32 protein-coding genes are annotated in these 19,853 nt (G+C 68.4%); 4 read left to right on the top strand and 28 right to left on the bottom strand.

Going from position 1 to position 19,853, the window contains the following annotated elements:
* Positions 1–13: 13 nt before the first annotated feature.
* The 28 genes from ACZ4TR_RS48920 to ACZ4TR_RS49055 all read right to left on the bottom strand — a co-directional run bounded on the left by ACZ4TR_RS48920 (position 14) and on the right by ACZ4TR_RS49055 (position 17,332).
* Positions 14–937, bottom strand: coding sequence for a hypothetical protein (locus ACZ4TR_RS48920; RefSeq protein WP_465296069.1), 924 nt, complete (start codon positions 935–937; stop codon positions 14–16).
* Positions 938–1,336: 399 nt separating this feature from the next.
* Positions 1,337–1,945: a hypothetical protein gene (locus ACZ4TR_RS48925; protein ID WP_465296071.1), complete on the bottom strand. Its 609-nt coding sequence runs from the start codon at positions 1,943–1,945 to the stop codon at positions 1,337–1,339.
* Positions 1,946–2,064: 119 nt separating this feature from the next.
* Positions 2,065–2,511, bottom strand: a complete 447-nt coding sequence (gene rplO, locus ACZ4TR_RS48930) for a 50S ribosomal protein L15 (protein WP_364514480.1) — start codon at positions 2,509–2,511, stop codon at positions 2,065–2,067.
* Complete coding sequence (rpmD, locus tag ACZ4TR_RS48935) at positions 2,508–2,693, bottom strand: 50S ribosomal protein L30 (protein ID WP_364514477.1); 186 nt, start codon at positions 2,691–2,693, stop codon at positions 2,508–2,510. Before rpmD ends, rplO begins: the two co-directional genes overlap by 4 nt.
* Position 2,694: 1 nt before the next feature.
* Positions 2,695–3,342, bottom strand: a complete 648-nt coding sequence (rpsE, locus tag ACZ4TR_RS48940) for a 30S ribosomal protein S5 (RefSeq protein WP_103342416.1) — start codon at positions 3,340–3,342, stop codon at positions 2,695–2,697.
* Between the two features lie 34 nt (positions 3,343–3,376).
* Positions 3,377–3,775: a 50S ribosomal protein L18 gene (gene rplR, locus ACZ4TR_RS48945; protein WP_364514474.1), complete on the bottom strand. Its 399-nt coding sequence runs from the start codon at positions 3,773–3,775 to the stop codon at positions 3,377–3,379.
* Positions 3,776–3,777: 2 nt separating this feature from the next.
* Positions 3,778–4,317 (bottom strand): 50S ribosomal protein L6, encoded by a 540-nt coding sequence (gene rplF, locus ACZ4TR_RS48950; protein WP_364514472.1) that lies wholly within the window; start codon positions 4,315–4,317, stop codon positions 3,778–3,780.
* A 16-nt stretch (positions 4,318–4,333) separates the two neighbouring features.
* Positions 4,334–4,732 (bottom strand): 30S ribosomal protein S8, encoded by a 399-nt coding sequence (gene rpsH / locus ACZ4TR_RS48955; RefSeq protein ID WP_004558871.1) that lies wholly within the window; start codon positions 4,730–4,732, stop codon positions 4,334–4,336.
* Between the two features lie 194 nt (positions 4,733–4,926).
* Positions 4,927–5,112 (bottom strand): type Z 30S ribosomal protein S14, encoded by a 186-nt coding sequence (locus tag ACZ4TR_RS48960; protein ID WP_284745392.1) that lies wholly within the window; start codon positions 5,110–5,112, stop codon positions 4,927–4,929.
* Positions 5,113–5,116: 4 nt separating this feature from the next.
* Positions 5,117–5,680 (bottom strand): 50S ribosomal protein L5, encoded by a 564-nt coding sequence (gene rplE, locus ACZ4TR_RS48965; RefSeq protein WP_247015084.1) that lies wholly within the window; start codon positions 5,678–5,680, stop codon positions 5,117–5,119.
* A complete protein-coding gene (gene rplX, locus ACZ4TR_RS48970) occupies positions 5,680–5,994 on the bottom strand; it encodes a 50S ribosomal protein L24 (RefSeq protein ID WP_364514468.1) in 315 nt (104 codons plus the stop codon). The genes rplE and rplX overlap by 1 nt, the downstream gene beginning before the upstream one ends.
* A complete protein-coding gene (gene rplN / locus ACZ4TR_RS48975; protein ID WP_004558867.1) occupies positions 5,994–6,362 on the bottom strand; it encodes a 50S ribosomal protein L14 in 369 nt (122 codons plus the stop codon). Before rplN ends, rplX begins: the two co-directional genes overlap by 1 nt.
* A 90-nt stretch (positions 6,363–6,452) precedes the next feature.
* Positions 6,453–6,731, bottom strand: coding sequence for a 30S ribosomal protein S17 (gene rpsQ / locus ACZ4TR_RS48980; RefSeq protein WP_013222609.1), 279 nt, complete (start codon positions 6,729–6,731; stop codon positions 6,453–6,455).
* Positions 6,728–6,973, bottom strand: coding sequence for a 50S ribosomal protein L29 (gene rpmC / locus ACZ4TR_RS48985; RefSeq protein ID WP_086675500.1), 246 nt, complete (start codon positions 6,971–6,973; stop codon positions 6,728–6,730). The genes rpsQ and rpmC overlap by 4 nt, the downstream gene beginning before the upstream one ends.
* Positions 6,973–7,392: a 50S ribosomal protein L16 gene (gene rplP / locus ACZ4TR_RS48990; RefSeq protein ID WP_004558864.1), complete on the bottom strand. Its 420-nt coding sequence runs from the start codon at positions 7,390–7,392 to the stop codon at positions 6,973–6,975. The genes rpmC and rplP overlap by 1 nt, the downstream gene beginning before the upstream one ends.
* 3 nt (positions 7,393–7,395) lie before the next feature.
* Positions 7,396–8,223 (bottom strand): 30S ribosomal protein S3, encoded by an 828-nt coding sequence (gene rpsC, locus ACZ4TR_RS48995; RefSeq protein ID WP_086842942.1) that lies wholly within the window; start codon positions 8,221–8,223, stop codon positions 7,396–7,398.
* A complete protein-coding gene (gene rplV / locus ACZ4TR_RS49000; protein WP_086675501.1) occupies positions 8,223–8,642 on the bottom strand; it encodes a 50S ribosomal protein L22 in 420 nt (139 codons plus the stop codon). Before rplV ends, rpsC begins: the two co-directional genes overlap by 1 nt.
* A gap of 29 nt (positions 8,643–8,671) precedes the next feature.
* Positions 8,672–8,953, bottom strand: coding sequence for a 30S ribosomal protein S19 (gene rpsS, locus ACZ4TR_RS49005; RefSeq protein ID WP_003102083.1), 282 nt, complete (start codon positions 8,951–8,953; stop codon positions 8,672–8,674).
* An 18-nt stretch (positions 8,954–8,971) separates the two neighbouring features.
* Positions 8,972–9,808, bottom strand: a complete 837-nt coding sequence (gene rplB / locus ACZ4TR_RS49010; protein WP_364514463.1) for a 50S ribosomal protein L2 — start codon at positions 9,806–9,808, stop codon at positions 8,972–8,974.
* A 15-nt stretch (positions 9,809–9,823) separates the two neighbouring features.
* Positions 9,824–10,135, bottom strand: coding sequence for a 50S ribosomal protein L23 (gene rplW, locus ACZ4TR_RS49015; protein WP_003102087.1), 312 nt, complete (start codon positions 10,133–10,135; stop codon positions 9,824–9,826).
* Positions 10,132–10,821, bottom strand: coding sequence for a 50S ribosomal protein L4 (rplD, locus tag ACZ4TR_RS49020; RefSeq protein WP_364514460.1), 690 nt, complete (start codon positions 10,819–10,821; stop codon positions 10,132–10,134). The genes rplW and rplD overlap by 4 nt, the downstream gene beginning before the upstream one ends.
* Positions 10,818–11,474, bottom strand: coding sequence for a 50S ribosomal protein L3 (gene rplC, locus ACZ4TR_RS49025; protein ID WP_125306110.1), 657 nt, complete (start codon positions 11,472–11,474; stop codon positions 10,818–10,820). The genes rplD and rplC overlap by 4 nt, the downstream gene beginning before the upstream one ends.
* Positions 11,475–11,505: 31 nt before the next feature.
* The gene (gene rpsJ, locus ACZ4TR_RS49030; protein ID WP_003102098.1) at positions 11,506–11,811 is read right to left on the bottom strand and encodes a 30S ribosomal protein S10; all 306 of its coding nucleotides are present in this window, start codon (positions 11,809–11,811) and stop codon (positions 11,506–11,508) included.
* Between the two features lie 406 nt (positions 11,812–12,217).
* The gene (gene tuf / locus ACZ4TR_RS49035; protein WP_155548869.1) at positions 12,218–13,411 is read right to left on the bottom strand and encodes an elongation factor Tu; all 1,194 of its coding nucleotides are present in this window, start codon (positions 13,409–13,411) and stop codon (positions 12,218–12,220) included.
* Positions 13,412–13,542: 131 nt separating this feature from the next.
* Positions 13,543–15,642 (bottom strand): elongation factor G, encoded by a 2,100-nt coding sequence (gene fusA, locus ACZ4TR_RS49040; protein ID WP_465296073.1) that lies wholly within the window; start codon positions 15,640–15,642, stop codon positions 13,543–13,545.
* Positions 15,643–15,716: 74 nt separating this feature from the next.
* Positions 15,717–16,187 carry a 30S ribosomal protein S7 gene (rpsG, locus tag ACZ4TR_RS49045; protein WP_003102106.1) on the bottom strand — a complete coding sequence of 157 codons (471 nt, stop codon included), beginning with the start codon at positions 16,185–16,187 and terminating at the stop codon, positions 15,717–15,719.
* Positions 16,187–16,561 (bottom strand): 30S ribosomal protein S12, encoded by a 375-nt coding sequence (rpsL, locus tag ACZ4TR_RS49050; protein WP_003102113.1) that lies wholly within the window; start codon positions 16,559–16,561, stop codon positions 16,187–16,189. The genes rpsG and rpsL overlap by 1 nt, the downstream gene beginning before the upstream one ends.
* A gap of 615 nt (positions 16,562–17,176) precedes the next feature.
* Complete coding sequence (locus ACZ4TR_RS49055; RefSeq protein WP_364514454.1) at positions 17,177–17,332, bottom strand: hypothetical protein; 156 nt, start codon at positions 17,330–17,332, stop codon at positions 17,177–17,179.
* A gap of 165 nt (positions 17,333–17,497) precedes the next feature.
* Here ACZ4TR_RS49055 and ACZ4TR_RS49060 point away from each other — a divergent pair, with 165 nt between their 5' ends.
* From ACZ4TR_RS49060 to ACZ4TR_RS49075, 4 genes are all read left to right on the top strand, one after another.
* On the top strand, positions 17,498–18,052 hold the full coding sequence (locus ACZ4TR_RS49060; protein WP_465296075.1) for a YbaB/EbfC family nucleoid-associated protein: 555 nt from the start codon (positions 17,498–17,500) through the stop codon (positions 18,050–18,052).
* Positions 18,052–18,393 carry a hypothetical protein gene (locus ACZ4TR_RS49065; protein WP_465296077.1) on the top strand — a complete coding sequence of 114 codons (342 nt, stop codon included), beginning with the start codon at positions 18,052–18,054 and terminating at the stop codon, positions 18,391–18,393. The genes ACZ4TR_RS49060 and ACZ4TR_RS49065 overlap by 1 nt, the downstream gene beginning before the upstream one ends.
* A gap of 10 nt (positions 18,394–18,403) precedes the next feature.
* Positions 18,404–19,594: a WXG100 family type VII secretion target gene (locus ACZ4TR_RS49070; protein ID WP_465296079.1), complete on the top strand. Its 1,191-nt coding sequence runs from the start codon at positions 18,404–18,406 to the stop codon at positions 19,592–19,594.
* The coding region (locus ACZ4TR_RS49075) for a hypothetical protein (RefSeq protein WP_465296081.1) at positions 19,594–19,853 on the top strand (260 nt) is incomplete at its 3' end. The genes ACZ4TR_RS49070 and ACZ4TR_RS49075, both read left to right, overlap by 1 nt.

Consider the following 19,853-nt stretch of genomic DNA (forward strand, 5'->3'; position numbering starts at 1 on the left):
CGTGGCGAGCGGGTTATCCGGGCTCTTCCGGGGGCAGCACCGTGATGGCGACGCCGGTGGGCGGGGTCGGGGTGTCGGCGTAGGCGAGGGCGGGGTCGGCCCAGTCTTCGGTGCGCCGCCAGGCGGGCAGGTAGGCCAGCACGGCCGCGACGGCGGCCAGGGCGGTGGCCCCGATCAGCAGCCACATGCCGGCCGCGGTGCTGACTTCGAGGTCCATGCCGTCCGCCATGGCGGACCACCCGGGCCCGGTCATGCCGACGGTGGTGACCACCCCGGCGGTGAAGAACGCACCCCCGCCGATCAGCCACCGGCCGGCCCCGTGGCCCGGCCGGGAGAAGGCCGTGAAGGCGGCGACGGCCAGCACGAGGACGGCGAGGATCAGGGGCACGCCGAACGGCGCGCCGCCCTGCTCGGCGGCGTCCTGCCCGGGAATCTCGAGGCGGTTGCCCCAGGCGGTTTCGGTGACGGTGAGCTGGGCTTCGAAGAACCGCTGCCGGACGCTTACGTGCTGCTGCAGCCGGAAGAGAGGAAGGAAGCAGCCCGCGGCGGTCATGAGCGCGGCGACGGCGGTGAGAACGGGCGGGAGGAAGCGCAGGATTCCGGAGGAGGTGGCTTCGGCGGGGATCGAGGTGGGCCGAGCTGCGGGATCCGGTGCCGGCAGTGGTGGCAGCGGTGGTGGACTGGCGGTGACCGAGCCGGGCAGTTCGGCGACCGGGAAGGGCAGCTGCTCAGCCGGCGGGGCGGCGTGGGTGGCCTGGGCGGGGAAAGCGAACGGCTCGGGGGACGCGCCCGGGATGGGCGGCGGACCGGCAGGTGGTGCGGCCTCCGCCGGGAAGGCGAGCGGACTGGCGGGCTGCGATGCCGCGTCCTCCGGAACGACCGAGTTGGCAGGCGCGGCTTCCACCGGGAAGGCGAGAGGATTCGCGGGCTGCGACACCGCATCCCCCGCAACGACCGAACCGGCCGGCGCCGCCTCCGCCGGGAACGCCAGCGGACTTGCGGGCGGCGACACCGCTTCCCCGGCAACGAACGAGCCGGCAGGCGGTGCGGCCTCCGCCGGGAACGCCAGCGGATTCGCGGGCGGCGAAGCCGCATCCCCCGCAACCAACGAACCACCCGCCGAGACCGCTGGCGGCGGCGTGACCTCCGCCGAAAACTTGAGAGGCTCCCCCGCGCCGGGCTCCGCGTCCGGAGGCGTCGGGGTCTCGACCGGGAAGCTCAGCGGTGACTCCCCCGCCTCGGACGGTCGGCCGGGGCGATCGGGCGGCTTCTGCGGCGGTCTGTCCACCCTGTGATCCTCCGTCCGGATCCGCGCCGCGGCAAGGAGCCTGTCCGGTCAGTCGGCTTCCGGGGGCAGGACCGTGATCACGACGCCCGACGGCGGCGTCTTCGTGTCCGCGAACGCGGCCTCCGGGTCCGCCCACGCCGGGCGGTCCGCCGCGAACCGGCGGTGGCTCAGCACCGCCGCCGCTGCGGCCGTCAAGACCGCCGCCGTGAGGACCCACATGCCTGCCAGCGCCGTGGTCTCCACCTCCCGCGGGCTGTCATCGAACAGCGTGCGCACGCCGTGCATGCCGATCGTGCACACCACGCCCGCCAGGAACGCCGCTCCCGCCAGCGTCGCCCGGCGCACGGCCGCGGACGGCCGGCCCGTCACCGACTGGCGGATGCCGAGGACCCCCGCCGCCAGGAGGACCCCCGCCGCCAGCAGGAGCGGGAGCCCGAAGGGGACGGACGGCGAGCTGAGCTCCCCCTGGCCCGGGAACGTGAAGTCGATCCGCCAGGCCCGCAACGTCGTCCGCGCGATCCCGGACGGTTCCAGCCCCACCCCCTGCTCGGTGAGGAAGAACGGCAGGAACGTCCCCAGGACCGTCAACGAGAAGGCGAGGGCCGTGAACACCGGCGCGAACAGGCCGAGGTGGACCGGCCGGGAAGTGGGAGCCACTCCGCCGATCCTTCCGCCGGACCGGCACCACCACAAGCCACCCCGAGCCCTCACGACGAACCCCGGAAACGCCGAAGGCCCGCCTGGCGGACCAGGCGGGCCTTCGAACGAGGTACAGCTCAGTTGGTGGTGGCGGAGCCACCGGCCGCTTCGAGCTTCTCCTTGGCGGAGCCGGAGAAGCCGTCGGCGGTCACGTCGAGCTTGACGCCGTTGACGTCACCGTTGCCGAGCACCTTGACGAGCTTGCCCTTGCGGACGAGCCCCGCCGCGGCGAGCTCTTCGTTGCCGACCTTGCCACCGTCCGGGAAGACGCGGGCGATGTCGCCCACGTTCACCGGCTGGTACTCGGTGCGGAAGCGGTTCTTGAAGCCACGCAGCTTCGGGAGCCGCATGTGGATGGGCATCTGCCCACCCTCGAACCCGGCGGGCACGTTCTTCCGGGCCTTGGTGCCCTTCGTACCGCGACCGGCCGTCTTGCCCTTCGAACCCTCACCACGGCCCACGCGAACCTTGTCGCGCTTGGCGCCCGCAGCCGGACGCAGGTGGTGGATCTTGATGGCCGTCATGCCTTGACCTCCTCGACCTCCACCAGGTGGCGGACGGTGTGGATCAGGCCGCGCACCTGGGGGGTGTCTTCCCGCACGACGCTCTGGCGGATCTTGTGCAGCCCGAGGGTGCGCAGCGATTCGCGGTGAGCGTGCTTCGTGCCGATCTTGCTCTTGACCTGGGTGACCTTGAGCTCAGCCATGTCAGACCCCCTGGCCCGCGCGCTGGCGCAGCATCCGGGCCGGCGCGACGTCCTCGAGCGGGAGACCGCGGCGGGCCGCGACCTCTTCGGGACGCTGCAGACCCTTGAGGGCCGCCACGGTCGCGTGCACGATGTTGATCGCGTTGTCGGAGCCGAGCGACTTCGACAGCACGTCGTGAACGCCCGCGCACTCCAGCACCGCGCGCACCGGGCCACCGGCGATGACGCCGGTACCGGCGGACGCCGGGCGGAGCAGGACCACACCGGCGGCCTCCTCACCCGTGATCGGGTGCGGGATGGTGCCGCCGACGCGGGGAACGCGGAAGAAGTTCTTCTTCGCTTCCTCGACGCCCTTGGCGATCGCCGCGGGAACTTCCTTGGCCTTGCCGTAGCCGACGCCGACCTGACCGTCACCGTCACCGACGACGACGAGGGCGGTGAAGCTGAAGCGACGACCACCCTTGACGACCTTGGCGACGCGGTTGATCGTCACGACCTTCTCGAGGTGCGGGGTCTTGTCCTGGCCGGCCCCGCCACGGCCGCTGTCGCGCCGGTCCCGGCCGCCACCGCGACGGTCATTGCGGTCGTTGCCGCCCTGCCCGCCGGGTCCGCCCTGTCCGCCGCCGAATTGCCGTGTACGTCCCGGCATCAGGCATTCCTTCCGTTAACAAGCTTCTGCATCGTCAGAACTCCAACCCCGCCTCACGGGCGGCGTCGGCGAGCGCGGCGATGCGGCCGTGGTAGGCGTTGCCCCCACGGTCGAACACCACAGCCGTGATCCCGGCGTTCTTCGCACGCTCGGCGACGAGTTCCCCGACCTTGGCGGCCTTGGCCTTCTTGTCACCGTCGAACGACCGGAGATCCGCCTCGAGCGTGGACGCCGAGGCCAGCGTGTGGCCGGCGAGGTCGTCGATGACCTGCACGGCGATGTGCCGCGAGGACCGCTTGACGACCAGGCGCGGACGCTGGTCCGTGCCCGAGACCTTCTTGCGGAGGCGGAAGTGCCGACGGGCCTTCGCGACGCGGCGGCGGGTCGAGATGTCCTTGCCCACCGGCTTGCGCTTCGTAGTCGTGTCGCTCATGATCACTTACCCGTCTTTCCGACCTTGCGGCGGATCTTCTCACCCTCGTAGCGCAGGCCCTTGCCCTTGTACGGGTCCGGGCGGCGCAGCTTGCGGATGACCGCCGAGATCTGGCCGACCTTCTGCTTGTCGATGCCGGAGACCGAGAACCGGGTGGGGCTCTCCACCTTGAAGGTGATGCCCTCCGGAGCCTCGATCTTCACCGGGTGGCTGTAGCCGAGGGCGAACTCGAGGTCCGAGCCCTTGGCCTGCACGCGGTAACCGACACCGTGGATCTCGAGCTTCTTCTCGTAACCCGCGGTCACACCCACGACCAGGTTGTTCACCAGGGTACGGGTGAGACCGTGCAGAGCCTTGCTGGTGCGCTCGTCGTCCGGGCGCTTGACCAGCAGGGTGCCGTCGTCGTCGCGCTCGACCGTGATCGGCTCGGCGATGGTGTGCTCCAGGGTCCCCTTGGGGCCCTTGACGCTGATGTGCTGACCGTCGATGGTCACCTCGACCCCGGAGGGGACGGCGACCGGCAGCTTTCCGATGCGTGACATGTCTGTGCCCCCTTCCTTACCAGACGTAGGCGAGGACTTCGCCGCCCACGCTGTTGCGCTTGGCCTGCCGGTCGGTCTGCAGGCCGCCGGACGTCGAGATGATCGCGATGCCCAGCCCGCCGAGAACGGACGGCAGTTCGGTCGATTTTGCGTAGACCCGCAGACCGGGCTTGGAGACGCGCCGCAGGCCGGCGATGCTCCGCTCACGGTTCGGGCCGTACTTGAGTTCGACGACGAGGTTCTTGTGCTTTTCGCCCGGCTCGTCGTGGTAGCCCGCGATGTAGCCCTCGCGCTTGAGGATCTCGGCGATGTTCGCCTTGAGCTTCGAGTGCGGGAGCTTGACCTCGTCGTGGTACGCCGAGTTCGCGTTACGCAGACGCGTCAAGAAGTCTGCGATGGGGTCGGTCATCGTCATGGTGACCTGTCAACCTTTCTCGCCCTGGTTCCCCGCCGCCCGGAATGCGGGCGGCAGGGCCTGTGGCGAAGTGGGAGTTTGCTGCATCTAATGTTTGCCAATCCGACCGGCAGTCACGGCGGAAGATGCCGGTGAGCCAGGTAGCTTCCGGAAACCTTCCGCCTTCCTTCGCGGTCGGATTGGCAAAGAAGCTCTTACCAGCTGGACTTGCGGACGCCGGGCAGCTCGCCCGCGTGCGCCATCTCGCGAAGGCAGATCCGGCAGAGCCCGAACTTGCGGAACACGGCGTGCGGGCGGCCACACCGCTGGCAGCGGGTGTAGCCGCGCACCGCGAACTTCGGCTTCTTGGCGGCCTTGTGGACCAGTGCTTTCTTGGCCATCGGCTCAGTTCTCCTTGAACGGGAAGCCGAGCTTGCGCAGCAGCGCCCGGCCCTCGTCGTCGTTCGTGGCGGTCGTGACGACGGTGACGTCCATGCCGCGCGGGCGGTCGATGGAGTCAGGGTCGATCTCGTGGAACATCGACTGCTCGTTGAGACCGAAGGTGTAGTTGCCGTGGCCGTCGAACTGCTTCGGCGAAAGCCCGCGGAAGTCGCGGATACGCGGCAGCGCGATGGTCAGCAGCCGGTCGAGGAACTCCCACATCCGGTCGCCGCGCAGCGTGACGCGCGCACCGATCGGCTGGCCCTCGCGCAGCTTGAACTGCGCGATGGACTTGCGGGCCTTCCGGACCTCGGGCTTCTGGCCGGTGATCAGGGCGAGGTCCTTGACCGCGCCCTCGATCAGCTTGCTGTCGCGGGCGGCGTCACCGACGCCCATGTTCACGACGACCTTCACCACGCCCGGGATCTGGTGGACGTTGGCGAAGGAGAACTCCGCCTGCAGCTGGCCCTTGATTTCTTCGCGGTAGCGCACCTTGAGGCGCGGCGCGACCTTCTCTGCGGTGGTCATCAGATGTCCTTACCGTTCCGGCGCGAAACCCGGACCTTCTTGCCGTCCTCGCCGAAGCGGTAACCCACCCGCGACGGCTTGCCGTCCGAGTCGACGACCATCACGTTCGAGACGTGGATGGGTGCCTCCTGCGTGACGATGCCGCCGGACTGCGCACCGCGCTGGGTCTGGGTGATCCGCGTGTGCTTCTTGATCCGGTTCACGCCCTCGACCAGCACGCGGTCGCGCTCCGGGTAAGCCTGGATGACCTTGCCCTTGGCGCCCTTGTCCTTGCCGGCGATGACGACGACCGTGTCGCCCTTCTTCACCTTCATCACAGCACCTCCGGCGCGAGCGAAATGATCTTCATGAACTTTCGGTCGCGCAGCTCGCGGCCCACCGGGCCGAAGATGCGGGTGCCCCGGGGCTCGTTGTCGTTCTTGATGAGCACGGCGGCGTTCTCGTCGAACCGGATGTAGGAACCGTCCGGACGACGACGCTCCTTGACCGTGCGGACGATGACGGCCTTGACGACATCGCCCTTCTTCACCCCGGCAGCCGGGATGGCGTCCTTCACGGTGGCGACGATGATGTCACCGATGCCGGCGTAGCGCCGCCCGGAACCACCGAGAACGCGGATGCAGAGGATTTCCTTCGCACCCGTGTTGTCGGCTACCCGAAGCCGCGACTCCTGCTGGATCACGTCAACTCCTGTATGTCGCGCCGGTTCTCGCCCGCTTGTGAGGTCCACATTGGCGAGCCTTGCGGAACTAAAGACTCCGAAGAGCCCTGCTTACTTGGCCTTCTCCACGATCTGCACCAGGCGCCACCGCTTCGTCGCCGACAGCGGGCGGGTCTCCATCAGGGTGACCCGGTCGCCCACGCCCGCCTCGTTGTTCTCGTCGTGCACCTTCACCTTGGTGGTGCTGCGGACGACCTTCGAGTAACGGGGGTGCTTCTTGCGGTCCTCGAGCTCGACCACGATCGTCTTGTTCATCTTGTCCGAGACGACGTAGCCCTCGCGGACCTTGCGGTCGTTCCGGGCCGGCGTCTCGGTGGTGGGCTCGCTCATGCGGCACCTTCACTCTCGGCGTCGGGGGCAACGGACAGGCCGAGTTCGCGCTCGCGCATGACCGTGTAGATCCGCGCGATGTCCGTGCGGACGGTGCGCAGACGGCGGTTGTTGTCGAGCTGCCCGGTCGCCATCTGGAAGCGGAGGTTGAAGAGCTCCTCCTTGTATTCCTTCAGACGCAGGACGAGCTCTTCCGCGGTGAGCTCACGCAGCTCCGATGCCAGAGCACCAGCGTTCGCCATCAGAACTCACCACCTTCACGGGTCACGATGCGGCACTTCATGGGCAGCTTGTGGATCGCGCGGCGGAGCGCCTCACGGGCGGTCTCCTCGTTCGGGAACGAGATCTCGAACATCACGCGGCCCGGCTTCACGTTGGCGATCCACCACTCGGGCGAACCCTTACCGGAACCCATGCGGGTTTCCGCCGGCTTCTTGGTCAGCGGGCGGTCCGGGTAGATGGTCGTCCACACCTTGCCACCACGCTTGATGTGACGGGTCATGGCGATACGAGCGGACTCGATCTGCCGGTTCGTCACGTAGCTGTGCTCAAGCGCCTGGATGCCGTACTCGCCGAAGCTGACCTTCGTGCCACCCTTGGCGGCGCCGTGGCGCTTCGGGGAGTGCTGCTTCCGGTGCTTGACCCTGCGCGGGATGAGCACGTCTCAGCCCTCCGTCTTTTCTGCGGTCTCGGTGGCCGGGGCCGCCTCGGTCGTGGCGGCCGCGGCGGCGCGACCGGCTTCGGTCGAGGTGGCGGTCGTGCCCGACGCGCCGGAACGACGCGGGCGGGACGGCCGGTCGCTGCGGTCACGGTCGCGACGCGGCGCGCGCTCGGCGGCGTCACGGGCCTCGCGAGCCTTCAGGCCACCGACGAGCTCACCCTTGTAGATCCACACCTTGACGCCGATGCGACCGAACGTCGTCTTGGCCTCGAAGAAGCCGTAGTCGATGTCGGCGCGCAGCGTGTGCAGCGGGACCCGGCCGTCGCGGTAGTGCTCGGAGCGGGACATCTCGGCACCGCCGAGACGACCGCCGCACTGCACGCGGATGCCCTTGACCTGCGGCGAGCGCATGGAGGTCTGGATCGCCTTCCGCATCGCGCGGCGGAACGCCACGCGGTTGGAAAGCTGCTCCGCGACCGCCTGGGCGACCAGCTGGGCGTCGGCCTCGGGGTTCTTGACCTCGAGGATGTTCAGCTGGACCTGCTTCTTGGTCAGCTTCTCCAGCGCGCCACGGATCCGGTCGGCCTCCGCGCCGCGGCGGCCGATGACGATGCCCGGCCGGGCGGTGTGGATGTCGACGCGGACGCGGTCACGAGTGCGCTCGATCTCGACCTTGGAGATGCCGGCGCGCTCCATGCCCGTCGCCAGCAGCTTGCGGATCTTGACGTCCTCGGCCACGTACTCGGCGTACTGCTTGTCGGCGTACCAGCGCGACTTCCAGTCCGTGGTGATACCCAGGCGGAAACCGTGCGGGTTGATTTTCTGGCCCACTACCGGCCACCTGCCTTCTTCTTGCTCTGAGCCTTCTGCGCGACGGCGGGACGCGACTCCACCTCGACGGTGATGTGGCTGGTCCGCTTGCGGATCCGGTACGCGCGGCCCTGGGCCCGCGGACGGATCCGCTTGAGGGTGGGGCCCTCGTCGGCGTACGCGTTCTTGACCCAGAGCGTCTCCGGGTCCAGCTGAAGGTTGTTCTCGGCGTTGGCCACGGCGCTGGCGAGCACCTTCGCGACCGGCTCGCTGGCCGCCTGCGGGGCGAACCGGAGCACGGCCAAGGCGTCGGCGGCGCTACGTCCCTTGATGAGCTCGATCACCCGGCGCACCTTGGTCGGCGAGTCCCGGACGAAGCGAGCCCGCGCGTACGCCGTAGGCAGTTCAGCCTCGGTCGTCACGTCGTTCTGGGCGTTCATCGCTACTTCCTGTCTGGTTTCGTGCCCGCTCAGCGGCGGCGCGACTTGCGGTCGTCCTTGATGTGACCCTTGAAGGTCCGCGTCGGGGCGAACTCGCCCAGCTTGTGACCCACCATGGCCTCGGTGACGAACACCGGGACGTGCTTGCGGCCGTCGTGCACGGCGATCGTGTGACCCAGGAAATCCGGGATGATCGTCGAACGACGCGACCAGGTCTTGATCACGGTCTTCTTGCCCGATTCGTTCAGCGCGTCCACCTTCTTGAGCAGGTGGTCGTCCACGAACGGGCCCTTCTTGAGGCTACGTGGCATGTTGTTCTACCTCCCTGCTCAGCGCTTGTTCTTGCCGGTACGGCGACGGCGGACGATCATCGCGTCGGACGCCTTGCGGCGACGCGTGCGACCCTCGGGCTTACCGTTCGGGTTGACGGGGTGACGACCACCGGACGTCTTGCCCTCGCCACCACCGTGCGGGTGGTCGACCGGGTTCATGACGACACCACGGACCGTCGGGCGCTTGCCGCGCCAGCGGTTGCGGCCGGCCTTGCCCCAGTTGATGTTGGCGTGGTCGGAGTTGCCGACCTCGCCGACCGTGGCGCGGTTGCGCACGTCCACGTTGCGGATCTCACCCGAGGGGAGACGCAGCTGGGCGTACGGACCGTCCTTGGCGACGAGCTGCACCTTCGCGCCCGCGGACCGCGCCATCTTCGCGCCGCCGCCGGGGCGGAGCTCGATCGCGTGGATCACGGTGCCGACCGGGATGTTGCGCAGCGGCAGGTTGTTGCCCGGCTTGATGTCGGCCCGGGGGCCGTTCTCGACGGTGTCGCCCTGCTTCAGCTTCTCCGGCGCGATGATGTAGCGCTTCTCGCCGTCGGCGTAGTGCAGCAGCGCGATGCGAGCGGACCGGTTGGGGTCGTACTCGATGTGCGCGACCTTGGCGGGGATGCCGTCCTTGTCGTTGCGACGGAAGTCGATGACTCGGTACGCGCGCTTGTGGCCGCCACCCTTGTGCCGGGTGGTGATCTTGCCGGACGAGTTGCGACCGCCCGAACCGCTCAGCGGACGAAGCAGCGACTTCTCCGGGGTGGAGCGGGTGATCTCGGCGAAGTCCGAGACGCTCGAACCGCGACGACCGGGGGTCGTCGGCTTGTACTTGCGGATGCCCATTGTCAGCTCAGTCCTTTACGCGGTGGGTCCGCCGAAGATCTCAATCGCCTTGCTCTCGGGCGAAAGAGTCACGATGGCGCGCTTGGTGTCCTTGCGCTTGCCGAAGCCGGCGCGAGTCCGCTTCCGCTTGCCCTGGCGGTTGGCCGTGTTGACGCTGACCACCTTGACGCCGAACACCTTCTCGACCGCGATCTTGATCTGGGTCTTGTTGGCGTCCGGGCGGACGATGAACGTGTACTTGTGGTCCTCGAGCAGCCCGTAGGACTTCTCGGAGATGACCGGCGCGAGCAGGATGTCGCGGGGGTCCGGAATGGCGACCGAACTCACTTCTCGTCACTCCCTTCCGTGACCTCGCCCGACCGCGCGGAAGCCTTGACGGTCTTACCGCGGACGGGGCCGGCGACGAACGCGTCGTACGCGGCCTTGGTGAACACGACGTCGTCGTTGACCAGCACGTCGTAGGTGTTGAGCTGGTCGGCCCAGAGGATGTGCACCTCGGGCAGGTTCCGCAGGGAAACCCAGCTCAGCTCGTCGTCCCGGTGCAGCACCACGAGCACGCGCTTCGCGGCCGTGACGGCGGCGAGGGCGACCTTGGCGGCCTTGGTCGACGGCTTCTCGCCGGTCACCAGCTCGGTGACGACGTGCAGCTGGCCGGCGCGGGCCCGGTCGGAGAGGGCGCCACGCAGGGCGGCGGCCTTCATCTTCTTCGGGGTCCGCTGCGAGTAGTCACGCGGCGTGGGGCCGTGGACGACGCCACCGCCGACGAACTGCGGCGCGCGGGTCGAACCCTGGCGGGCACGGCCGGTGCCCTTCTGCCGGTACGGCTTCTTGCCGCCACCGGAGACCTCACCACGGGTCTTCGTGTCGTGCGTGCCCTGGCGCGCGGCGGCCTGCTGGGCCACCACCACCTGGTGCATCAGCGCGACATTGGCCTGCACGTCGAAGATCTCCTCGGGGAGGTCCACGGTGCCGTCGGCTTTACCGGCCGGGGTCTTCAGCTCGACGCTTGTCATTCGGAGTTACCACCCTTCGCGGCGCTGCGCACGAACAGCAGGCCGCCCTTGGGACCGGGCACAGCGCCCTTGATCAGCAGCAGGCCGTCCTCGGCACGCACGGCGTGCACGGTCAGGTTCTGCGTGGTGACCCGGTCGTTGCCCATCCGGCCCGCCATGCGCAGGCCCTTGAAGACGCGGCCGGGGGTGGCGCAGCCACCGATCGAACCCGGCTTGCGGTGCACGGCCTGGGCACCGTGGCTCGCGCCCTGGCCCTTGAAACCGTGGCGCTTCATGACGCCCGCGTAGCCCTTGCCCTTGCTGGTACCGGTCACGTCGACCTCGACGCCGGCGGCGAACACCTCGGCGGTGATCTCCTGGCCGACCTCGTAGGTCTCGGCGTCGGTGGTGCGCAGCTCGGCGAGGTACCGGCGCGGCGTCACGCCCGCCTTGTCGTAGTGGCCGGTGCGCGGCTTGTTCACCTTGCGCGGGTCGACCGCGCCGAACGCCAGCTGCACGGCCTTGTAGCCGTCCTTCTCCTGGGTCCGAACCTGGGTGACCACGTTCGGACCGGCCTTCACGACGGTGACCGGGACAACCCGGTTCTGCTCGTCGAAGACCTGGGTCATGCCGAGCTTGGTGCCCAGGATGCCCTTCATCTGCCTGTCAGACATGAGTCTCTTATCTCCGCCGCTCGCCCAACGCTTACTGGATGTTGACGTCGACGCTCGCCGGCAGGTCGATGCGCATGAGCGCGTCGACCGTCTTCGGCGTCGGGTCGAGGATGTCGATCAGACGCTTGTGCGTGCGCATCTCGAAGTGCTCGCGCGAGTCCTTGTACTTGTGCGGCGAGCGGATGACGCAGTAAACGTTCTTCTCGGTGGGCAGCGGCACCGGCCCGACGACCCGGGCGCCGGTGCGCGTGACCGTCTCCACGATCTTGCGCGCCGAGGTGTCGATCGCCTCGTGGTCGTAGGCCTTGAGCCGGATGCGGATCTTCTGTCCCGCCATGGTGGCTGCTCGTTCCTTGTCGTCTCGTGCCGCTATCTCACAAACCCCGCCCCGGTGTCCCCACCTTGGCCTGGGTTTCCGCAGTTCAACGGCCCTGTCCCCGGTCCACGCGGTCGGGCGTGTCGCGCCCGACGCACAGACGGATCCCGCGGGATCGTCGTCTTGCCTGGTCTTCCTCAACGTGAGGAGGCTATGAGCCGGCTGACCGTCTCACTGCCCTTGCCCGCTCGCCTGCAACCCGAAGGAAGAGCTCGGCGGACCGTGGCCACTCGCACCGAGGCGGCCGGACCCTTTCGTCGAAAACCCGAAGGGATCGGCCGCCCCAGGACGAGCAACCTGAATAGTGTCGCACACGTGATTTGACGCCCCTGACCCGGGGGTGTATTGCCCCCGGGGGGCGCCTAAATCACTTGATGATCTTGGTGACCTGACCCGCACCGACGGTGCGGCCACCCTCGCGGATGGCGAACCGCAGGTTCACGTCCATCGCGACCGGCTGGATCAGCGCGACCGAGATGTCGGTGTTGTCGCCCGGCATGACCATCTCGGTGCCCTCGGGGAGGGTCACGACGCCGGTCACGTCGGTGGTGCGGAAGTAGAACTGCGGGCGGTAGTTGTTGAAGAACGGGGTGTGACGGCCACCCTCGTCCTTCGACAGGATGTAGACCCGGCCCTCGAAGTCGGTGTGCGGGGTGGTGGTACCCGGCTTCACGACGACCTGGCCGCGCTCGACGTCCTCGCGCTTGATACCGCGGACGAGGAGGCCGACGTTGTCGCCCGCCTGGCCCTGGTCGAGCAGCTTGCGGAACATCTCGACACCGGTGACAGTCGTCTTGGTCGACTTCTCCTTGATGCCGACGATCTCGACCTCTTCGTTCACGTTGACCACGCCACGCTCGACGCGGCCGGTGACGACGGTGCCGCGACCGGTGATCGTGAAGACGTCCTCGATCGGCATGAGGAACGGCTTGTCGAGCTCGCGCACCGGGTCCGGCACGTTGTCGTCGACGGCGGTCATCAGCTCGAGAACGGCCTCGGCCCACTTCTCGTCGCCCTCGAGGGCCTTGAGGCCCGAGACGCGCACGACGGGGGCGTCGTCGCCCGGGAACTCCTGCGAGGACAGCAGCTCGCGGACCTCGAGCTCGACGAGCTCCAGGATCTCCTCGTCGTCGACCATGTCGGCCTTGTTCAGCGCGACCACGATGTAGGGCACGCCGACCTGGCGGGCGAGCAGCACGTGCTCACGGGTCTGCGGCATCGGGCCGTCGGTCGCGGCGACCACCAGGATCGCGCCGTCCATCTGGGCGGCACCGGTGATCATGTTCTTGATGTAGTCCGCGTGACCGGGGGCGTCGACGTGCGCGTAGTGACGCTTCTCGGTCTGGTACTCGACGTGCGAGATGTTGATCGTGATGCCGCGCTGCTTCTCTTCCGGCGCGTTGTCGATCTGGTCGAACGCCCGGGACTCGTTGAGCTCCGGGTACTTGTCGTGCAGAACCTTGGTGATCGCCGCGGTCAGCGTGGTCTTGCCGTGGTCGACGTGACCGATGGTCCCGATGTTGACGTGCGGCTTGCTCCGCTCGAACTTCGCCTTCGCCACTGGAATGTCCTCCTGGACTGATTTCGCTTTGTGCTCGGAGGGCAGCGTGGCTGCTGCCCTCCGAATGTTCCTTCGTCGGTGCTAGCGGACGTTCAGGAGAGTCCCTTAATGCCCGCGCGCGGTGAGGGGTTTTACTCCCCCGTCGCCTTCGCGATGATTTCCTTCGCGACGTTCGCGGGAACCTCGGCGTAGGAGTCGAACAACATGGAGTAGTTCGCCCGGCCCTGAGTACGGGACCGGAGGTCACCGACGTAGCCGAACATCTCCGACAGCGGGACCAGCGCCTTCACGACGCGGATGCCCGCCCGCTCCTCCATGGCCTGGATCTGACCACGACGGGAGTTGAGGTCACCGATGACGTCACCCATGTAGTCCTCGGGCGTGGTCACCTCGACCGCCATCATCGGCTCCAGGATCACGGGTTGGGCCTTCTTCGCGGCTTCCTTCATCGCCATGGAACCGGCGATCTTGAACGCCATCTCCGAAGAGTCGACCTCGTGGTAAGCACCGTCCAACAGGGTGAACTTCAACCCGACGAGCGGGTAGCCGGCCAGGACGCCGTACTGCATCGCGTCCTGGGCGCCGGCGTCGACCGACGGGATGTACTCCCGCGGCACGCGGCCACCGGACACCTTGTTGTCGAACTCGTAGAGCGCGCCGTCGGTGCGCTCCAGCGGCTCCAGCTTCACGATGACCTTCGCGAACTGGCCGGAACCACCGGTCTGCTTCTTGTGGACGTAGTCGAGCTTGTCGACCGTCTTCTTGATGGTCTCCCGGTAGGCGACCTGCGGCTTGCCGATGTTCGCCTCGACCTTGTAGTCGGACTTCATCCGGTTCACCAGCACCTCGAGGTGCAGCTCGCCCATGCCCGCGATGATCGTCTGGCCGGTGTCCTCGTCCAGCTTGACCTGGAACGTCGGGTCCTCTTCGGCCAGCTTCTGGATCGCCAGGGACAGCTTCTCCTGGTCGGCCTTCGTCTTCGGTTCGATCGCGACCCGGATGACCGGCTCGGGGAACGTCATCGACTCCAGCACGATCGGGTTCTGCGGGTCCGCCAGGGTGTCACCCGTGGTGGTGTCCTTCAGGCCGATGACCGCGTAGATGTGGCCGACCTGGGCGTCGTCGACCGGGTTCTCCTTGTTGGAGTGCATCTGGAAGATCTTCCCGATGCGCTCCTTGCGCTCCTTGGTCGCGTTGACGACCTGCGCCCCGGCGGCGACCTTGCCCGAGTACACCCGGATGTAGGTCAGCTTGCCGAAGAACGGGTGCGCGGCGATCTTGAACGCGAGCGCGGCGAACGGCTCGTCGACCGACGCCTTGCGGGACGCCACGGTCTCGCCGTCGGGCAGCAGGCCCTCGACGGCCGGGACGTCCAGCGGGGTCGGCAGGTAGTCGATGACCGCGTCGAGCATGGGCTGCACGCCCTTGTTCTTGAACGCGGAACCGGCCAGCACCGGGAAGACCTGGCTGGTGATGGTGAGCTTGCGGATGCCGGACTTGATCTCGGCTTCCGTGAGCTCCTCACCCTCGAGGAACTTCTCCATCAGCGCGTCGTCCGCCTCGGCGACGGTCTCGACGAGCTTCTCGCGGTACTCCGCGGCCAGCTCGGCCAGCTCGGCGGGGATCTCCTCGACGGAGTAGTCCTCGCCCTTCTGGACCTCGCCGCGCCAGGTCAGCGCCTTCATGCGGACCAGGTCGACGACGCCTTCGAAGTCGTTCTCGGCGCCGATCGGCAGCTGGATGACCAGCGGCCGGACACCGAGGCGCTCGACGATGGTCTTCACGGTGTAGTAGAAGTCCGCACCGAGCTTGTCCATCTTGTTGACGAAGCAGATGCGCGGGACGTCGTACTTGTCCGCCTGCCGCCAGACCTGCTCGGACTGCGGCTCGACGCCTTCCTTGCCGTCGAAGACGGCGACCGCACCATCGAGCACCCGGAGGTTGCGCTCCACCTCGACGGTGAAGTCGACGTGGCCCGGGGTGTCGATGATGTTGATCTGGTGGTCGTCCCAGAAGGTGGTGGTCGCAGCCGAGGTGATGGTGATACCCCGCTTCTGCTCCTCCTCCATCCAGTCCATGGTGGCGGCGCCGTCGTGGACTTCACCGATCTTGTAGTTGACCCCGGTGTAGAACAGGATCCGCTCGGTGGTGGTCGTCTTGCCGGCGTCGATGTGGGCCATGATGCCGATGTTGCGGACCTTGTTCAGGTCGGTCAGCACTTCACGTGCCACGAGAGTGTTCCCCTGTTCTCAAGCTTGGGGCCCGGCATGGCTGGCCCAAAAGACGGGCGGCGATGCCGAACTACTTACCAGCGGTAGTGCGCGAAGGCCCGGTTGGACTCGGCCATCTTGTGCGTGTCCTCGCGACGCTTCACGGAGGCACCGAGGCCGTTGGAAGCGTCCAGGAGCTCGTTCTGCAGGCGCTCGATCATCGTCTTCTCGCGGCGAGCCTGCGAGAAGGAGACCAGCCAGCGCAGGGCCAGCGTGGTGGAGCGGCCCGGCTTGACCTCGATCGGCACCTGGTAGGTGGCACCACCGACGCGGCGGCTCTTCACCTCGATGGTGGGCTTCACGTTGTCGAGGGCGCGCTTCAGCGTGACGACCGGGTCGGTGCCCGTCTTCTCGCGAGCGCCTTCGAGCGCGCCGTACACGATGCGCTCGGCCAGGGACCGCTTCCCGTCCTTCAGCACCTTGTTCACCAGCTGGGTGACCAGCGGGGAGGCGTAGACGGGGTCGGAGATCAGCGGCCGCTTCGGGGCCGGACCCTTGCGGGGCATTAGCTCTTCTCCTTCTTCGCGCCGTACCGGCTGCGCGCCTGCTTGCGGTTCTTGACACCCTGCGTGTCGAGCGAACCGCGGATGATCTTGTAACGGACACCCGGAAGGTCCTTCACACGACCACCACGCACGAGCACCATCGAGTGCTCCTGCAGGTTGTGGCCCTCACCGGGGATGTAGGCGGTGACCTCGATGCCGCTGGTCAGCTTCACACGCGCGACCTTGCGAAGCGCCGAGTTCGGCTTCTTGGGGGTCGTGGTGTACACGCGAGTGCACACGCCACGCCGCTGCGGGCTCCCCTTGAGGGCCGCGGTCTTCTGCTTGGCAGCCTTGTCCTGGCGGCCCTTGCGGACCAGCTGCTGGATCGTGGGCAATGGACCAGCTTCCTGTCGTGATCTGCTTCTTCGTGTCTTCACCGGCCCCCGCGGTCGGGCGTGTCGGCCCGCGTCACGGTCTCTCGACCGGTAACTTCCCGGAGGGATTTTCCGTCGGAACCCCGACCTGCCGAAGCCGGTGACCGGGTGCCTCAGCACCCCGCCCATGCCGCACGGCACGCGGAGCGGCCCGACGCATGCCGGGCACGGTCTCCAAAGATACCCGCCCGGGTCGGGGCGGAACGCGGCGGGGGGGTCCGAAGGTCGGCGAACCTCCAGCGTACCTCCGAACAGGGCCGGGCCGCGGGATGTCCCGGAGTCCGGTCGTCGCGGGGTGGCGCCGCGGTTTCCGGCACCGGCCGCCCCGGGCGTCACTACTGCCCGGGCTTCCGGCCGCACCCGTTCCAACACTCCCGGCCTGGGGAATGTTCCCAGTCCGGGCTCACCCGCTTCCCGTACCCCGAGGGTCGCCTCACGTATCCAGAGGATCGGCTCGCGTACCCAGACGGTCGGCTCGCCGGCCGACCCTCCAGGTACGCGAGCCGACCGTTCAGGTACGTGAGCCGACCCTCCGGGTACGCGCACCGGCGGAGCCCCCGCACCGCCGGTGGTGGCTCAGTCCTCGTCGGGCTTCGCGTGGTCCGGCTTGCCCGGGTTCGGGTCGCGCGAGAGGTCGATCAGCGGGTGCACGCCCGCCCCCTCGGGAGCCGCGTGGCTACCGGTCGACTTCGGCTCTTCGGCGGGCCGCTCGGCCCCTTCGCTGCTGGTCATCACACACTCCTGGCGACTCTTCCCTGCTTCCCCTTGCAGGCGGAACCTACCCATTACCCGGTCGGGTGACGCAGTGGGATCGGATCGGGCGTTCCGTACGTCACACCGTCGCCGAGGCGCCACGATGGGTGGCGAGCACCGGGCGAGCGGGGAGGAACGAGAGACATGTCGGCCGAGTTCGACCAGCTGCTGGCGGAGTTCGAGCGGTTCGAATCGAGCATCCGGGACGTCGACGACCGGTTCGCCGGCGTCGGCGCGATGCGGCAGGAACTGACGGAGCTGCGCGCGAGCGCGTCCTCGCCGGACGGCGGCGTGACCGTGGTCACCGGCCCCGGTGGCGCGGTCCTCGACGTCACGTTCACCGACGCGGCGCTCGCGAAGGGCCCGCAGGCGCTGTCGGCGACGTTGCTTACGACGCTGCGCGAAGCCGTCGGCGAGGCGGCCCGCCGGCAGGCGGTGCTCGTCCAGCAGCACGTCGGCGACGACCTCGGCCTGGTCGACCAGGTCCTCGAAACCCAGGCCGTCGCGTTCGGAACCACCGTCGAGGAACTGCGGTCGAAGCTCGCGGAAGGACCGCCGGAGCCGCCGGCCCCGGCCGAGGACTTCTCCGAGGAGCGGGTGCTGCGCCAGGCCGACGCGCCGCCCCCGCCGCAGGCACCTCCCTCGGGCGGGTCCGCCGGCGACACCTTCCTGCGCACCCTGTTCGACGAGGAGGACTGATGCCTGACGGAGCCGGCGGATACCAGGTGGAGATCGACGCGCTGCGCGCGTACGTCGGCGTGCTGGGCAAGTACAAGGACCAGGGCGCGAAGTTCACCGAGAAGGTCGGCCAGGCCGACGTCGGCGACAAGTCGTGGGGCGTGGTGGGCCTGTTCACCAAGCAGGGGTACGACGAAACGCTGCACGAGCTGCGCGACCTGCTCGCGTCGATGGCCGAGGGCCTGACGTCGGCGCAGGGCAAGTTCACCGACGCGGCGAACGTCTACCAGGGCACCGAAGACGACCACACGGCCTTCTTCGGGCAGGTCGAGGTCCTGCTCGACGGCCCGAAGCAGCCCTGAGGGGGGCACGATGGCGGAGTTCCAGGACGTCGCGAGCGGCGTCAGCGTGAAGAGCGACGACCCGGACACCGTGCTCGGGGTGAACGTCGGCAACGCGGTCAAGGCGACGCCGTTCGCGGGCAGCGCCGTGACCGTCGGCAAGGACGTCGGCTCCGTGTACCAGGCGGTCACCGCGCCCCACCCCGACGGCGTCGACATCGCGCTCGGCGTCGCGACGATCGCGTCGGACACGACGAGCTTCATCCAGTCCAGTGCGAGCACCGTCACCGACATCGCCACCGACCCGCTCGGCTGGCTCGTCGGGCAGGGCCTGAACTTCCTGATCAGCGCGGTCCAGCCGATCCAGGACGCGATCCACTTCGTGAGCGGCGACGGGCCCGCGCTCGCCACCGCGGCCGGCAACTTCGGCGCCATCGCCACCGGGCTGGACGAGCTGGCGAAGAACTTCGCCGCCGTCGCCGACACGTCGCTGGCGGCGTGGAAGGGCGACGCCGGCGACGCGGCGCGCCGGTCGCTCGGCGAGTTCGCGCACGGCATCGCAGGCGTCTCCGCGAAGTCCGGGGACATGGCGCAGGTGCTGCAGCTGAGCAGCATGCTGATGAGCTTCGTCGAGGACCTGATCAAGGCGATCCTCACCGAGCTGGTCACCTGGCTGATCATGATCTGGATCCCGGCGCTGGCGGCCGCGGTGCCCACCTGCGGCGCGTCGGTCGCCACCGCGGGCACGGCGTCGGAGGTCAAGCTGGGCACGACCACCGCGAAGACGACGCAGAAGGTGTCGAAGGTCCGCGAGCTGCTGCAGAAGATCCTCGACTGGCTGCGGAAGATGAAGGCCAAGCTCGCGGCCACGAAGCTGGGCAAGGTGTTCGCCGAGGGCAAGACCGCGGACAAGCTCGAGGAGATCGCCGAGGGCAACGCGGGCAAGAGCTTGGTCGGCAAGCTCACGGGCGCCGAGGGGATGATCGGCAAGCGGGCCGGGAAGAACGCCCTGTCCGAGATCGCGAAGAAGGGTGGCGAGGCGGCGGCCAAGGGCGTCTTCGGGTTCAACCCGGCCAAGCCCGGCGACAACCCGGCGAAGACGCTGAACGACCACCTCGGAAAGCTCACCAGCCACGTCAAGAACGCCAAGAAGGCGAGCGACTACGGCGAAACCGGCCGGAACCAATCCGACGAAGAGACGCGCGAGGACCTGGACTTCTGATGGCAGGCGTGGTGGCGGTCGTCCTGATCGCGGCGGTGTTCGCGGTGGTCGCGGCGATCTGGTGGCGGTCGCACACGAAGTACGTCGAAGGCCGCAAGGAGCACTGGTTCAAGGCCTTCGCGGCCGAGCGCGGCGGCACGTTCCACAGCGGGGTCGCCGGCGACCCCGCCCCGGCGCCGACGTTCGGGGTGATCCACTCGACCGGCCGCCCGCTGGCGGAAAGCACCCACACGTCCTGGGTCGAGTTCCGCCACCGCGA

This window comes from Amycolatopsis sp. NPDC028719, from assembly GCF_055565395.1.

Coding starts and splice junctions, on each gene's coding strand:
- rplO (WP_364514480.1), bottom strand. CDS start 2,511: ATGACGGCCATCAAGATCCACCACCTGCGTCCGGCTGCGGGCGCCAAG.
- rpmD (WP_364514477.1), bottom strand. CDS start 2,693: ATGGCTGAGCTCAAGGTCACCCAGGTCAAGAGCAAGATCGGCACGAAG.
- rpsE (WP_103342416.1), bottom strand. CDS start 3,342: ATGCCGGGACGTACACGGCAATTCGGCGGCGGACAGGGCGGACCCGGC.
- rplR (WP_364514474.1), bottom strand. CDS start 3,775: ATGAGCGACACGACTACGAAGCGCAAGCCGGTGGGCAAGGACATCTCG.
- rplF (WP_364514472.1), bottom strand. CDS start 4,317: ATGTCACGCATCGGAAAGCTGCCGGTCGCCGTCCCCTCCGGGGTCGAG.
- rpsH (WP_004558871.1), bottom strand. CDS start 4,732: ATGACGATGACCGACCCCATCGCAGACTTCTTGACGCGTCTGCGTAAC.
- ACZ4TR_RS48960 (WP_284745392.1), bottom strand. CDS start 5,112: ATGGCCAAGAAAGCACTGGTCCACAAGGCCGCCAAGAAGCCGAAGTTC.
- rplE (WP_247015084.1), bottom strand. CDS start 5,680: ATGACCACCGCAGAGAAGGTCGCGCCGCGCCTCAAGGTGCGCTACCGC.
- rplX (WP_364514468.1), bottom strand. CDS start 5,994: ATGAAGGTGAAGAAGGGCGACACGGTCGTCGTCATCGCCGGCAAGGAC.
- rpsQ (WP_013222609.1), bottom strand. CDS start 6,731: ATGAGCGAGCCCACCACCGAGACGCCGGCCCGGAACGACCGCAAGGTC.
- rpmC (WP_086675500.1), bottom strand. CDS start 6,973: ATGGCGAACGCTGGTGCTCTGGCATCGGAGCTGCGTGAGCTCACCGCG.
- rplV (WP_086675501.1), bottom strand. CDS start 8,642: ATGAACGCCCAGAACGACGTGACGACCGAGGCTGAACTGCCTACGGCG.
- rpsS (WP_003102083.1), bottom strand. CDS start 8,953: ATGCCACGTAGCCTCAAGAAGGGCCCGTTCGTGGACGACCACCTGCTC.
- rplB (WP_364514463.1), bottom strand. CDS start 9,808: ATGGGCATCCGCAAGTACAAGCCGACGACCCCCGGTCGTCGCGGTTCG.
- rplD (WP_364514460.1), bottom strand. CDS start 10,821: ATGACAAGCGTCGAGCTGAAGACCCCGGCCGGTAAAGCCGACGGCACC.
- rplC (WP_125306110.1), bottom strand. CDS start 11,474: ATGTCTGACAGGCAGATGAAGGGCATCCTGGGCACCAAGCTCGGCATG.
- rpsJ (WP_003102098.1), bottom strand. CDS start 11,811: ATGGCGGGACAGAAGATCCGCATCCGGCTCAAGGCCTACGACCACGAG.
- rpsG (WP_003102106.1), bottom strand. CDS start 16,187: ATGCCCCGCAAGGGTCCGGCCCCGAAGCGGCCGCTGATCTCCGACCCC.
- ACZ4TR_RS49055 (WP_364514454.1), bottom strand. CDS start 17,332: ATGACCAGCAGCGAAGGGGCCGAGCGGCCCGCCGAAGAGCCGAAGTCG.
- ACZ4TR_RS49060 (WP_465296075.1), top strand. CDS start 17,498: ATGTCGGCCGAGTTCGACCAGCTGCTGGCGGAGTTCGAGCGGTTCGAA.
- ACZ4TR_RS49065 (WP_465296077.1), top strand. CDS start 18,052: ATGCCTGACGGAGCCGGCGGATACCAGGTGGAGATCGACGCGCTGCGC.
- ACZ4TR_RS49070 (WP_465296079.1), top strand. CDS start 18,404: ATGGCGGAGTTCCAGGACGTCGCGAGCGGCGTCAGCGTGAAGAGCGAC.